Genomic DNA, 13,101 nt, shown 5'->3' on the forward strand with positions numbered 1-13,101 from the left:
GCGATACCGCTCCGGCCGCCGGGCTCAGCTCGCCCGGGAGAACTGCATCTGCGTCGCGAAGAGCTGCGCGGCGGCCTCGTCGGCGGATTTCTGCTGGGCCCAGCCGTCCATCCAGTCCTGGAATTCGATCGTGCCGGCCTCGTGCGGGCAGGCGTGCCGCGCGACGCCCCGGGAGAAGGCGCGGGCGCCCTCCATCTTCTGCTTCTTGTCCATGTCGCGTCCTCCAGATCGATGCCCGAACCTCACGAAGCCGACTCTGCCGGACCTTAAGTGAACCTGCGATGAATCGTCTCGGCGCGCTCTTCGGCCGCTGCGCCGATGGTAAAGATCTCTCTTTTGCAACAAAGGCTTTTCAATGTGACGATGGCGCGCCGGCGCCGGTCCGCCGTCAGGTTCGGCACAGGTCGGATCTGGAAGGTGTCCTGAATATCATCAGGAGCACGCCCCCTATGACCAACCGCTATCAGCCGAACGAAGCCGCCGCCCCGATCGATCTCGACACGCTGGCTCTGCTGCTGCGCTCGGGCGCCGAGCGCGTTCGCAGCCTCGTCGGATCGATGAACCCGCTGGAGCGGGCGCGCCTCGCCGTGTTCTGCGTCGGCCGCTGCCACATGCGAAAGCTCGGCCTCGAGATCGCCGCCCTCTGCGACGAACGCTCGCTGTGGCTCGCCGCCGGCCCGCTCGGCGCCGCCCTCTTCGAGCAGTCGCGCGATGCCGGCAGCTTCGACAAGGGGCCGTCGATCGATCACAAGAAGCCGATCAGCCTCGCCCGTCTGGCCGCCTGATACCGAGAGACATCGCGCATGACTCGCGGTATTCCCTCCTCGAACGTCTCAAGCCCTGAGTATATCTGAGACATTCGAACCATTCTTCGGCGGCCGGATGCGCGAGCCTCTTCGGCCGTTGGTATGAGGACCTTCGTGCATGCTCATCCGTCTGACCTATGCCAGCCTCCTGGCACCGCATTGCGACCAGGCCTGCATCGACGAGATCGTGGCGAAATCCGCCCCCGCCAATCAGGCGCGCGGCATCACGGGCATCCTGGCGGTCGACGGAGACCATGTCCTTCAGATTCTGGAAGGGCCCGAAACCGTCGTTCTCGGCCTGTTCGAGCATATAAGGCGGGACGACCGGCACCAGGGCGTCGTCGAGATCGACCGCACCTCGATCGAGGCCACGCATTTCGAGGCCTGGGGCATGGTCAAGCGCTCCATGGCCGATGCCGTGATGATGTCGGAATCGATTTAAGCGCCGTCCCGGCCGCCGGGCCGGCTTCGGCTCGCGATCTCGCGGAGCAGGCGGCCATGGGTGCGGGCGACGTGATCGACCTCGCCCTGCACGAGAACCGCCCAGAGCGTCTTCGCCGCCGGCGTGACGATCGAGGCGCGGCATTCCGACGTGTTGCGCAGCCAGCGGGCGCATTCATCCGCCATGCCGGACAGGGATCGGTCCTCGAACTGGCGCAGCGCCGAGAGGTCGGGAAGTCCGGCGGCGATCGGAAGGTGGGGCCTGTCATCCATGGTCCAGCACATTCCGATGATTTCACATATGGTTAGAATAGGATCTGAAAGCTTTAGGTTCCGTTACCGGCTAACGAACGCTCCCCTTATTTCTCCGCCTCGTCCTCCGGCGTCCCTCCCGGACCGGCCTAGCCGATGTCCAGGCGGAGCCATCTGCGCGGTGTCGCGTTAGCCGTGCCTATGACCGGCGGCATTCTGGCCGCCGTGAGAGGAATGGAGACGAAGATGCAGATCCCCAAGGGAGCGTTGGTCGCCGTCGCGGACGGTCAGAAGCTCAGCCTGTTCCAGAACGGCGGCGACGAGGCCCATCCCAAGCTGACGGCCTTGCCGGTCGGCGAGATCGACACCGACAACAAGAGCGGCGGCAAGGGCCATGCCAGCAGCTCCGCCAATCCCGACGACGACACGCAGGACGAGGACGGCTTCGTCGCGGGCGTCGTCGATGTGCTGAACAAGAAGGTCCTGACCGGCAAGGTCGACGGGCTCATCGTCATCGCGGCGCCCCGCGCCCTCGGCGAGATGCGCAAGCACTACCATGCCAAGCTGAAGGACGTGCTCGTCGGGGAAATCTCCAAGGACCTCACGGGCCAGACGAGCGCGGACATCGAAAAGGCCATCGCGGCCGCCTGATCGCCCCACGAACGAAAACCGCCGGTTCCCTTTCGGGGGCCGGCGGTCAAAGAATTCGGCTTCGTCCGCGGATCAGTTCACGCAGGCGGGATCGGCGCTCGCCGTTCCGGCATCCGCCGTGGTCGAGCCGGTCGTCGTCGTGTCGGCGGCCGCGATCTCGGCCTCGGCCTTCTCGGTGTTCGTCGTCGTGCCGCCCGGCGCCGTGGTCACGCCCGGCGCGTTCGGATCGGTCTCCAGCGGTGTGTGCTGGCCGTCCTCGGCAATGCCCTTGGACTCCATGGCCGCCTGGTTCTGCCCGCCCTCCGCTGCGGCCTGACCGGCGGCAGGCTTGCTGGTGATGGCGTCTGGCGACCCGGTGGCACAGGCCGCGAAGGCCGAGCCGGATGTCGCGAGCGCCGCGACGGCGACGATCGTGCCTGCGATGAAATTGCGCATTGTTCTCTCCCAAGACAAAGTGCCCACCGGGAAAGGTCTCGAAGCGACCGCATGTTCCACTGATCGATTGGAATACTGGCAAGTGCCGGCGGAAAGCTCGGATCTCCGCCGGCGAACGCTCGGGACCTTCGATGTGGCGCGATGGCCGACGCAGCGGCCTCCCCCTCTACGTCGTCAGGCGCCGGCGGCTCTTGCGCGACACGCCGTCGTCAGGCGTGCGGCGGGAGGGGCTTGCCGGCGAGGCGCGTGGCGAGGTTGTCGAGGGTCCGGTGATAGCGCAGCGAGAGCTGCGGGCCAAAGCGCATGTAGAAGGGCGCCGAGCGCAAGGGCTCCAACCGAAGCGAAAGGTCCCGCGCCGGCACGTCCAGCGCCCATTCGGCCAGGATCGAGCCGAGCATAGAGCCGGTCGGGACACCGCGCCCGGAGAGCCCGGTCAGCGCGACGACGCCCGGCGCCAGATCGTAGAGGCGCGGCACGGTCTTCACCTGCATGTCCAGCTCGCCGAACCAGAGATGCTCCCAGCGGATCTCCTCGCGGAGCTGAGGATGGAGCCAGGTCAGCCGGTCCGTCATGACCTGCCGCGTATAGGCGGGATCGCGGCCGCGCCGGCCCATGGGGAACATCGAGGCGACGATCCGCCCCGCCGCGTCGTATTTGTAGACGAAGATGTCGCCGCGTCCGTCGTGGATCGTGGTGTTCTGCGGCAGGACCGTGCGGCGGGTCTCCTCGGACAAAGGCTGCGTGGCGCCGACGAAGACGCGCAGGATGCGGAAGGTCCGGTCGAGTTTCGGCCAGCCGCCGACCGTGTAGGCGCCGCTTGCGAAGATCACCTTCTCGGCGAGAACCGAGCCCCCGGCCGTGCGGACGCGCCATTGCCCGCCCTCGCGCTCGACGCCCGTCACCGGGGAGCGGGTGAAGAGCCGCACGCCCTCCTGGAGCCCCGCCCGCGCCAGACCCCGCGCATAGCCGAGCGGGTTCAGGTGCCCGGCCTCGGTGTGGAACCAGCCGCCGAGAAAGCGCGGCGACCCGGTGATCGTCTCGACCTCGTCGCGCCCGATGAAGCGCGTCTTCGCCCCGACCGCGTTGTAGCTCTCGGTTTTTTCCCGGACGGTCTTCAGCGCGCCGGGATGCAGCGCACCCATGACGTAGCCGTTCTGCACCCATTCGCAGGAGATCTGATAGTCGCGGATGCGCCCGGCGACGAGCGTATTGGCTTGCGTCTGCCGGGCGATCAGCCGCTCGGCCCATGGCTCGCCCAGCATGCGCCGCAGATCGGGCAGGCTGTAATGGGTGAAGGTCGGCGTGCAGTGGCCGGCATTGCGGCCGGAGCCGCCGAAGCCGGCCTCCTCTGCTTCCAGGAGAACCGTGTCGGTGCCGGCCTTGGCCAGCTCCAGCGCCGTGGTCATGCCGGTATAGCCGGCGCCGACGATGCAGACGTCGGCCGTGATCTCGCCCTCGAGGGCGCGCGTCGCGGGCGCCGCCTCTGCGGTGGCGAACCAGAGCGTCGCGTCGAAAGGAGAGAACCGCGCCATCGGCCCCGTCCCTCTCAGCGCTCTTCGCTGCGCGCGTCCAGCGCGTCGCGCAGGCCGTCGCCGACAAAGTTGAAGCCGGTGACGGCGAGCGTGATCGCAAGGCCCGGCATGATCGCGAGCCAGGGCGCCTTGGCGAGATACTGCTGCGCGCCGTTCAGCATGTTGCCCCAGGAGGGAAGCGGCGGCTGGATGCCGTAGCCGAGGAAGGAGACGTAGGCCTCCAGAAGGATCGCGCGGGCCACCGTCAGCGTCGCCGCCACGATGATCGGCCCCGCGACGTTCGGCAGGATCTCCCGGAACATGATCCAGCGGCTGGACAGTCCGAGCATGCGCGCCGCCATGACGAAATCTCGCTCGCGCAGCGAGCGCACCTCCGCCTCCACGATGCGCGCGATCTCCATCCAGCTCGTCGCCGCGATGATCAGCGTGATCATGTAGGGGCCGGGTTTGACGAAGGCGGCGAGCGCGAGGAGGAGGAAGATCGAGGGAAAGGCGAGGAAGGCGTCGACGAGGCGCATCAGGACGGTCCCGAGCCGGCCGCCGAGATAGCCCGCGAGAATGCCGATCGTCGCGCCGATGAAGGTCGACATCAGCATGGCGAAGAAGCCGACGAGCAGCGAGATGCGCCCCGCCATGAAAAGCCGCGCGGCGACGTCGCGCCCGAGCGGATCGGTGCCGAACATGTGCGCGCCGGTCATCGGCGGCGCGAAGCGGGCGCGGATGTCGATATGGAGCTGGTCGTAGGGCAGGAGCGCGGGGCCGAAGACGCAGGCGAGGGTCAGGATCGCCACGATGGCGAGCCCCACCACCGCCAGCTTGTTGCCAAGGAAACGCTTGAGCGTCCGGTTGCGCACGAGAAGGCCGGGCCGGGCGGCGGGAAGGATCGCGGATCGGGCGGAGGACATGGACGCGCGCTCCTTCAGGCCAGCCGGATGCGGGGATCGACGAGGGCGGTGACGAGATCGGCGACGAGGCTGCCGATGAGGACGAGCACGGCCGAGAACATCAGGAGCCCCATGACGACGGGATAGTCGTTGTAGCCGAGACTATCGAGGAAGAGCCGGCCCATGCCGGGCCAGGTGAAGACCGTCTCGGTGACGAGCGCGCCGCCGAGGATCGTCGGCAGCTGCAGGCCGGCCAGGGTGATCATCGGCAGGAGCGCGTTTCCCACGACGTGCTTGAGGAGCACGCGCCGCCGCGTCAGCCCCTTGGCCCGCGCCGTGCGCACGAAATCCTGGTGGATCACGTCGAGCGTGGCGGTGCGCATGTATCGGCTCCAGATCGCGACGTCGACGAGCGCGAGGACCAAGGCGGGCAGCACGAGATGCCAGGCATAGTCGAGGAAGGAGCCGTCGCCGATCGTGTACATGTTGCCGGCCGGGAACCAGCCGAGATAGAGCGAGAAGACGTAGATGGCGATGAGGCCGAACCAGAAGGTCGGCACGGAAAGAGCGATCATCGCGCCGATCGTGGCGGCGTGGTCGAAGACCGAATTGCGCTTCACCGCGCCCATGATGCCGATCGTCGTGCCGAGGCCGATGGCGATCGCCGTCGAGGTGCCCATCAGGAGAAGCGTCGCCGGCAGATGGCCGAAGATGATGGAGAGGACGGGCTGGCCGTCGCGGAACGAGCGGCCCCAGTCGCCCTGCAGGAGATGCCAGAGCCAGTCGGCATATTGGACGACGATGGGCCGGTCGAGGCCCATCTGCGCCGCGATCAGATCGAGATCGGCCTTCGATATGCCAGGCGTCAGGGCGAATTGCGACATCGGGCCGCCCGGCGCGAGGAGCAGCACGCTGTAGCCGATCAGCGAGACGAGAAGGAGAAGGACGAGGCTCTGCGCGAGCCGGTGCAGGAGATAGCGGGCCATGGCGGGCTTAGGTCCTTTCCCTCGAGACGGGCCGCAGGAGGCGGGGCGGCGGTGTGACGCCGCCCCGCTCGAACGTCGTGGATCAGGCCCAGGCCCAGGTGTTCACGTTCCAGGAATCGATGCGCACGTTGACGTTCGGCACGTAGCCTTCGACGCCCGTCTTGAAGCCGCCGACCGAGACGTATTGGAACATCGGCAGGAAGGGCAGGTCGTGCCGCATGATCTCCTGGATCTTCAGGTAGGAGGCCTTGCGCTCCTCCGGCACGAAGGACGTGCCGCCCTCGGCGAGGAGCTTGTCCACCTCCGGGTTGGCATATTGCCAGTTGTTCTGCCCCGCGCCGCCCTTCGCCCCGATCGAGGTCGAGAGGAAGTAGTCGGACGTGTCGGGGTCCGGGCCGGTCAGGAAGTCGAGACCGACGACGACGCTGTCGAACTGCGACATCATCCAGTATTCGCCCCACATGACGGCGGGCGGCAGGTTGGAGATCGTCATCTCGACGCCGATCTCCTGGAAGGACTGCTGCAGGAATTGCTGGACCTGCTCGCGGATGTGGTTGCCGGCCGTGGTCGAGTTGGTGAAGGCCAGACGCACGCCGTCCTTGGCGCGGATGCCGTCGGCGCCGGGCACCCAGCCCGCCCCGTCGAGCAGGGCCTTGGCCTTTTCCGGGTCGTATTCGTGCTTGGGCAGGTCCGGATTGAAGTAGAAGGATTGCTGCGGCACGTAGCTTTCGGTGGGCGTCGGCAGTCCGTAGTAGAGCTGTTCGATGATCGTCTGCTTGTCCAGCGCATGGTAGAGCGCCTGCCGGACCGCCAGATCCTTGAACTGCGGCCGCTCCGTGTTGAAGGTCACGGATTCGATCGTGCCGCGCGGCAGGAGAAGGACCTCCCTGCCCTCCAGGGCTTTCGCCTCCTCGTAGTGGTCGGGCGTGATCCATTGCAGGCCGACGACGTCGATGTCGCCGGACTTGAACTGCGTGTAGAGCACGTTGAGATCGGGGATGTACTTGTAGATCAGGCGTTCGAGATAGGGGCCGTCGCCGTGGTAGTCGGTGTTGGCGGAAAGCTCGATATGGTCGCCGGGCACGCGCGTCACCCACTTGAACGGGCCGGTGCCGATCGGGGCGTTGTTGAAGGGCGCGGTGTTCTTGTCCGCCACGCCTTCGAACGCATGCTTGGGCACGATGAAGGTCGAGGCGATGATCGCGGGATAGGGCGCGTAGGGCTTCTCCATCTTCCAGGCGATCTCGGTCGGCGAGATGACGGTCAGCTGGCGCACGAGGTCATGTCCCGCCCGGCGCCAGGAGCGGAAGGCGGGATCGACCATCAGCTCCAGCGTGAACTTCACGTCCTCGGCCGTGAAGGGCTTGCCGTCGTGCCAGGTCACGCCCTCCTTCAGCTTCACCTTCCAGGTGAGGCCGTCGGCGGAAATGCCGCCATTCTCGACGCTCGGCACCTCGGCGGCGAGCATCGGATAGAAGGCGCCCTTCTCGTCCACGCCGAAGAGCGGATCGAAGACGCTGAAATGGATGCCTTCGTCGACCTCGATGTGGAGAAGATGCGGGTTGAAGACGGTCGGCTCCTGGGAGAAGGCCACGACGGCCTGCCCCTTGGGGGCGGCGGGCGCGGCCGCCATCGCGCCGCCGACGCGCATCAGTCCGGGCGCGGCCAGCGCCGCGGCGCCGAGCCCGAAGAGCTGCAGCGCGCGGCGGCGGCTCGGGCGGAGGAAAGTCTGGTCGTTCGCCATGCCATTCTCCTTGAAGGGTCGTCTCGTTGGGGCAGTGATCGTTTCCGAAGATGCGCCCCGCGGCTCGTGCCGCGGCGCGTCAGAAGCCGCTGATCAGCTCGATCTTCGAGCCGTCGGAAAAGCGGGAGAAGCGGAAGGCGGCGGGATCGACCAGCGGCGGGCGGTCGGTCACGATGTCGGCCATCAGGCGCCCCGCCGCCGGCCCGATGCCGAAGCCGTGGCCGGAAAAGCCCGTCGCGATGTGGAAGCCGGGAATGGCGTCGATCGCCGAGATGACCGGCACCGCGTCCGGCGTCACGTCGATGTAGCCGGCCCAGCGCTGCGCGATCTCGGCCGTCTCGAAGATCGGGAAGTTGCGCTTCAGCTCCGCGAAGAACTTGTCGGAGAGGGCCTTGGAGGGTTTGGGATCGAGGACGCGCGCATATTCGAAGGGCGAGGCCTCGTCCATCGCCCAGTTGCGGGGAATGCGCAGCTCGTCGAGGAAGCGGCCGGCCATGCGGAAGGAGAGCGACTTCCACTCTTCCTTCAGCGCGGGCAGGAAGGCCTTGGCATAGCGGAAGGAGGCGGGAACGAGATCGACGATGTTCTCGTGGCCGGAGGCGACTGTGTAGCCGCCGTCCCGCCGCTTGCGGATCGCGAAGTCCTTGTGCCAGAGCGCCTGTTCCGGGCCGCCCTCCAAAGGCTTGGTGCGCAGCACCGTGTTCATGACCTTGAGCTGCGGCAGGTCGATGCCGAAGCGGCCGGAGAAGAGGCTCGACCAGGCGCCGCCCGCCAACACGATCTGCGAGCAGGCGATGGAGCCGCGCTCGGTGACGACGCCCGACACCCGGCCGCCCGTCGTCTCGATGCCGCGCACTGCGCATTCGGTGAGGACATGGGCGCCCTTCTCCCGCGCGGCCTCCGCGATGGCGGGAGCGGCCTTCTGGGGCTCGGCTCGCCCGTCGGTCGGCGTGTAGAGCGCGCCCTTCACCTCCATCTTCGAGCCCGGCATCAGCTCGTCCAGCTCGCGGGCCGACAGCATCCGGTGCTCGATCTGGTAGGGCTCCAGATGCCGGCCCCAGCTCTCGTGCTCGGCGAGGCTCTTCTCGTCGGCGCAGGTGAAGACGATGCCGGCGCGCTTGTAGCCCGTCGGTCGGCCGATCCGCTCGTCGAGACCCTGCCAGAGGCGCAGCGCCTCCGCCATCAGCGGCACCTCGCGCGGATCGCGCCGCGAGATGCGCACCCAGCCCCAGTTGCGGCTGGATTGTTCGTGGCCGATGCCGCCCTTCTCGCACAGCGCGACCGAGACGCCGCGCTCGGCCAATTCCAGCGCCGTCGAGACGCCGATGATACCGCCGCCGATGACGACGACATCGACCTTTTCCGGCAGGTTCGCATCGCCGTGGAACGGATCGACATAGGGACCGGGCATGTCAGTAGAGCTCCTCGAGCTGGCAGTTCACCGCGAACTCCGCGACGCTCGCCGTGTTGGAGAGGTTGATCAGCATGGCGATGGCGTCGGCGAGTTCGGCCGGGTCCGTCATCGCCTCGTCCGGCCGATCCGTGATGGAGCGGGCCATGTCGGTGCCGACGAAGCCGGGGCAGACGGCGGTGGCGCGGATGCCCCGGTCGAAGCCGGCCTGTCGGATGCCGTGCGCCAGCGCGACGGCGGCGAATTTCGTCATCGCGTAGAGCCCCGAGCCCGCCGATTTCACGCGCTTGCCCGAGAGCGAAGCGAGAATGACGACGCGGCCCCGGCCGGAGACCGACAGCGGCTCGAACGCGGCCTTGGCGAGGCGGCGAGGCGCCTTGACGTTGACGGCGAACATCGCGTCGAGGTCCTCGTCCTCGGCCTCGATCACGTTTTTCGGGATCATGATGCCGGCATTGGCGACGATGGCGTCGATCCGGCCGAACCTTGCGAGCGCGGCGGCCACCCAGGCCGCCTCGCCGGTGCCGGCATCGCCGCCCGCCGCCGCGTCGTAGGCCTGAACGTGCGTGCGCGAAGGGTCCGCGAAATCGGGCATGACGGGCCGGCGCATGCCGAGCGAGAGGTTCCAGCCGTCGCTCGCCAGACGCTGGGCGAGCGCCCGGCCGATGCCGCGCGAGGCGCCGGAGATGAGAACCGTTCGCGCCTCGCTCATGGGCGGACCTCTGCCTTGGCGACGATGCGCCAGTAGATCTTGCGCAGGAGCGCCATGACCGCCTCGTAGTCCTCGTCCTCGACATCGCCGAAGAAGTCGCGCGAGGCGCCGACGATGCCGCGCACCGTTTCGGCGAGCTCTTCGCCCTTCGGCGTCAGGAAGAGGGCCTGCGCCCGGAAATCGTCGCCCGCGACCTCGCGCCGGACGAGGCCTTGACCCTGCATGTCGTCGACGATCCGGCCCATGGCGGACCGATCCTTCAGAATGATCTCGGCGATGACGGAGGGCCGGATGCCGGGATGGCGGCCGACGAGAAGAAGGGTCGTGACCTTGCCGGTGCCCTTGGCGACCTCGAGCCCTTCGAGGCGGCGGTCGAGATCGCGGCTGACCGCGATGTTGATGGAGCGGATGAAGAAGCTCAGCGTCCCGTCGAGGACGTCGAGATCGACATCGGCCGCCCTCAGCGCGGGTTCGCGCGCCGGAAGCGGAGCTTGGCGAAGCGAAATCTGTCTCGGCATGCCGTTCCCTTTCCGCTGCGGGAAAGCCCGCAAGCCGCTGGATCGGACAAGGCCGATCGAGGGGGTCGACGTCAGGTCTGTGACAGGATCATTCACCTGATAGTGGACAAACACAACTACTTTTAAGGCGGCTTCGCGAGATTTTTGAGCGCCACTTCTATCTGCCTAAGATGGCGCCATTGACCGGCGCCATCTGCTTCGTCCGAGCCCAGCGAAGCCTCGGCTCAAGCCGCGTTCGCCTCCCATTCCCCGCCCGGAATCGCCGCGATCAGCTGCCGCGTATAGGCGTGCGAGGGCGTGTGGAGAATCTGCGAGGGCGGGCCGAACTCCACCATCCGGCCGCGATGCATGACGCCCACCTCGTCGCAGAGGCGGCTCGCGACGCGCAGGTCGTGGGTGATGAAGATCATCGCGACGCCCGTCTCGGCCTGGACCGTCTCCAGGAGATCGAGGATCTGCGCCTGGATCGACACGTCCAGCGCCGAGACCGCTTCGTCCGCGACGATGAGGACGGGATCGAACATGAGGGCACGCGCGATTCCGATGCGTTGGCGCTGGCCGCCGGAAAACTGGTGGGGAAAGCGCTCGAAGGCGCCCGCTTCGAGACCGACCAGCGACAGGAGACGCAGAGCTTTCGCCTCTGCATCGTGCCGCGAAACTCCGTGCGCCATCGGCCCGACCGTCAGGACGCGCCCGATCGTCATGCGCGGATTGAGCGAGGCGAACGGGTCCTGGAAGATCATCTGGATATAGGGCCGAAGGCGTCTGAACTCGGGCTCCGGCATGTGCGCGACGTCGCGTCCGTCGAAGCGGATCTCGCCGCCGTCAGATGGCATGAGCTTCATGACGAGCCGGCCGAGCGTCGACTTGCCGGAGCCGGACTCGCCGACGATGCCGACCGTGCGCCCCTTGCGCACGTCGAAGGAGACCCCGTCCACCGCCTTCAGCTCGCGCGCCTTGCCGAAGAAGGAGCCGGACAGGCGGAAGGTCTTGGAGAGGTCCTTCACCTCCAGCACCACCGGCGCCTCGGCGCTGAGCGCCCGGTCGGCCGTGCGCATCTTCGGCACGGCCGCGATGAGGCGCTTGGTATAGGGGTGCGCGGGCGTGTCGAGGACGGCTTTCGCCGATCCCTGCTCCACCATCGATCCCTTCTCCATCACGATGACCCGGTCCGCGATGTCGGCGACGACGCCGAAATCGTGGGTGATGAACATGACGCCCATGTTCTTGCGCTTCTGGAGGCTGGCGATGAGCTCCAGGATCTGCGCTTGCGTCGTCACGTCCAGCGCCGTCGTCGGCTCGTCCGCGATCAGGATGTCCGGGTCGAGCGCGAGGGCGATGGCGATCATCACGCGCTGGCGCTGCCCGCCGGAGAGGCGGAACGGATATTGATGGCGCAGCGTCGCGGGGTCGGGAAGGCCGACCTCGGCGAGAAGCTCCAGCACGCGGGCCTCGCGGTCCCGCGGCGCCTCGGCCGGATGGGCGTCCATCACCTCCACGATCTGGTCGCCGATCGTCATCAGGGGGTTCAGCGCCGAGAGCGGGTCCTGGAACACGATCGAGACGATCCGGCCGCGAAGGCTGCGCAGCTCGCGCGCGGAGGCGCCGATGAGGTCGGTGTCCTTCAGCCGGATGCGCCCGCTCTCGACCGTCAGCGCGGAGGGCAGAAGCCCCATCACCGCATTGGCCGTGACCGACTTGCCCGAGCCGGATTCGCCGATGATGCAGAGGATCTCGCCCGCCATCAGCTCGAAGGAGACGTTCTCGACCGCGTGGCGCCGGTCCATTCCGCCGGGCAGCGCCACCGTCAGGTTCTCGACGCGCAGGAGCGGGGTTGGGGAAGCGGGATCGAGATGCGTCATGGCTCGGCGTTCCATCTGCAGGAGGGTCTTCGACCGGGCGCCGGACGCGCCCGCCCTTTGCAAGGCAATATCGGTGCCAGCCGGGATCGAGGACGGTTCGAGCGTGCATGGGAAGCCACCTTCGCGTCCCTGTCGAGAAGATTCGAAAGCCTGGCTTCTTTGTTCGACCGGCGGCCCCGTGCCCATCCCGATCCCGCCGCCGGGATGGCGGTGGCCCGTGCGAGGCTGGTATAGAAGCGCTCATCGGGAATGACGGACAGGGAATCTGATGAGCGATCGCATCATTCTACGCGCGGGCGAGGCCCTCGTGGTCGGCGGGCCTCCGGGCACGGCGGCGGAGCCCGAGGTCGTCATCGGGGCGCTCGACGGGCCGGTCGGCACCGCGCTGGCGACGCTGACGGGCGATCAGGTTGCCGGGCACACGCGCGTCTTCGCGCTTCTGAACACCGACGTCATGGTGCGCCCGATGACGCTCTGCGTCTCGAAGGTCACGGTGAACGACCAGCGCTACACCAACATCCTCATGGGAACCGTGCAGTTCGCCATCGCGAACGGCGTCCTCGACGCCGTGCGGGCGGGCATCCTGCCGAAGGACCAGGTGAACGATCTCGGCATCATCTGCTCGGTCTGGCTCGCGCCGACCATCGTCGACGTCGAGAATCTCGACCACAAGGTCCTCTTCGACATCCACCGCAAGGGCATGTTCGAGGCGATCCGCAAGGCGATGGCGAACGAGCCTGATATCGACTGGCTCCTGGAGAACCAGGACAAGATCATCCACCGCTACTACCAGATGGGCCTCGACGGGAAGCTCTGAGAACGGGGCGTGCGGCGGACGTCGGGCCCCGCCGCCCGCCTTCGGCGCCC

General features: G+C 67.5%; 15 protein-coding genes. 4 read left to right on the top strand and 11 right to left on the bottom strand.

Annotation, left to right across the window (positions count from 1 at the left end; translation table 11 throughout):
* Nucleotides 1-24: 24 nt before the first annotated feature.
* Nucleotides 25-213, bottom strand: a complete 189-nt coding sequence (locus ASG62_RS03595; RefSeq protein ID WP_056698318.1) for an Rmf/CrpP family protein — start codon at nucleotides 211-213, stop codon at nucleotides 25-27.
* 236 nt (nucleotides 214-449) lie between these two features.
* Between ASG62_RS03595 and ASG62_RS03600 the strand changes: the two genes are divergently transcribed.
* Nucleotides 450-785: a hypothetical protein gene (locus tag ASG62_RS03600; protein WP_056698320.1), complete on the top strand. Its 336-nt coding sequence runs from the start codon at nucleotides 450-452 to the stop codon at nucleotides 783-785.
* A 139-nt stretch (nucleotides 786-924) separates the two neighbouring features.
* The gene (locus tag ASG62_RS03605; protein ID WP_056698325.1) at nucleotides 925-1,248 is read left to right on the top strand and encodes a BLUF domain-containing protein; all 324 of its coding nucleotides are present in this window, start codon (nucleotides 925-927) and stop codon (nucleotides 1,246-1,248) included.
* Here ASG62_RS03605 and ASG62_RS03610 read toward each other — a convergent pair.
* Nucleotides 1,245-1,520: a hypothetical protein gene (locus ASG62_RS03610; RefSeq protein ID WP_057180284.1), complete on the bottom strand. Its 276-nt coding sequence runs from the start codon at nucleotides 1,518-1,520 to the stop codon at nucleotides 1,245-1,247. The two genes, ASG62_RS03605 and ASG62_RS03610, sit on opposite strands and share 4 nt — an antisense overlap.
* 225 nt (nucleotides 1,521-1,745) lie before the next feature.
* On the opposite strand from ASG62_RS03610, the gene ASG62_RS03615 reads away from it, so the two are divergent.
* On the top strand, nucleotides 1,746-2,150 hold the full coding sequence (locus ASG62_RS03615; RefSeq protein WP_056698547.1) for a host attachment family protein: 405 nt from the start codon (nucleotides 1,746-1,748) through the stop codon (nucleotides 2,148-2,150).
* Nucleotides 2,151-2,222: 72 nt separating this feature from the next.
* Here the strand turns inward: ASG62_RS03615 and ASG62_RS03620 are convergent, their stop codons facing one another.
* The 9 genes from ASG62_RS03620 to ASG62_RS03660 form a co-directional block, all read right to left on the bottom strand.
* The gene (locus ASG62_RS03620) at nucleotides 2,223-2,585 is read right to left on the bottom strand and encodes a hypothetical protein (protein ID WP_056698331.1); all 363 of its coding nucleotides are present in this window, start codon (nucleotides 2,583-2,585) and stop codon (nucleotides 2,223-2,225) included.
* Nucleotides 2,586-2,794: 209 nt separating this feature from the next.
* Entirely contained in the window at nucleotides 2,795-4,117 is a 1,323-nt protein-coding gene (locus ASG62_RS03625; RefSeq protein WP_056698336.1) for an NAD(P)/FAD-dependent oxidoreductase, read from the bottom strand.
* A gap of 14 nt (nucleotides 4,118-4,131) precedes the next feature.
* Entirely contained in the window at nucleotides 4,132-5,022 is an 891-nt protein-coding gene (locus ASG62_RS03630; RefSeq protein WP_056698339.1) for an ABC transporter permease, read from the bottom strand.
* Between the two features lie 14 nt (nucleotides 5,023-5,036).
* Nucleotides 5,037-5,987 carry an ABC transporter permease gene (locus ASG62_RS03635; protein WP_056698342.1) on the bottom strand — a complete coding sequence of 317 codons (951 nt, stop codon included), beginning with the start codon at nucleotides 5,985-5,987 and terminating at the stop codon, nucleotides 5,037-5,039.
* A gap of 82 nt (nucleotides 5,988-6,069) precedes the next feature.
* A complete protein-coding gene (locus ASG62_RS03640) occupies nucleotides 6,070-7,731 on the bottom strand; it encodes a peptide ABC transporter substrate-binding protein (protein WP_056698346.1) in 1,662 nt (553 codons plus the stop codon).
* A gap of 79 nt (nucleotides 7,732-7,810) precedes the next feature.
* The gene (locus tag ASG62_RS03645) at nucleotides 7,811-9,142 is read right to left on the bottom strand and encodes an NAD(P)/FAD-dependent oxidoreductase (protein ID WP_056698349.1); all 1,332 of its coding nucleotides are present in this window, start codon (nucleotides 9,140-9,142) and stop codon (nucleotides 7,811-7,813) included.
* Between the two features lies 1 nt (nucleotide 9,143).
* Nucleotides 9,144-9,854, bottom strand: a complete 711-nt coding sequence (locus tag ASG62_RS03650) for an SDR family NAD(P)-dependent oxidoreductase (RefSeq protein WP_056698352.1) — start codon at nucleotides 9,852-9,854, stop codon at nucleotides 9,144-9,146.
* Nucleotides 9,851-10,372: a MarR family winged helix-turn-helix transcriptional regulator gene (locus ASG62_RS03655; protein ID WP_082537432.1), complete on the bottom strand. Its 522-nt coding sequence runs from the start codon at nucleotides 10,370-10,372 to the stop codon at nucleotides 9,851-9,853. Before ASG62_RS03655 ends, ASG62_RS03650 begins: the two co-directional genes overlap by 4 nt.
* 224 nt (nucleotides 10,373-10,596) lie before the next feature.
* The gene (locus ASG62_RS03660; RefSeq protein WP_413814170.1) at nucleotides 10,597-12,249 is read right to left on the bottom strand and encodes an ABC transporter ATP-binding protein; all 1,653 of its coding nucleotides are present in this window, start codon (nucleotides 12,247-12,249) and stop codon (nucleotides 10,597-10,599) included.
* 253 nt (nucleotides 12,250-12,502) lie between these two features.
* On the opposite strand from ASG62_RS03660, the gene ASG62_RS03665 reads away from it, so the two are divergent.
* Nucleotides 12,503-13,051 carry a formaldehyde-activating enzyme gene (locus ASG62_RS03665; RefSeq protein WP_056698355.1) on the top strand — a complete coding sequence of 183 codons (549 nt, stop codon included), beginning with the start codon at nucleotides 12,503-12,505 and terminating at the stop codon, nucleotides 13,049-13,051.
* Nucleotides 13,052-13,101 lie beyond the last annotated feature (50 nt).

The organism is Aureimonas sp. Leaf427, assembly GCF_001425485.1.
Taxonomy (GTDB): Bacteria; Pseudomonadota; Alphaproteobacteria; order Rhizobiales; family Rhizobiaceae; genus Plantimonas.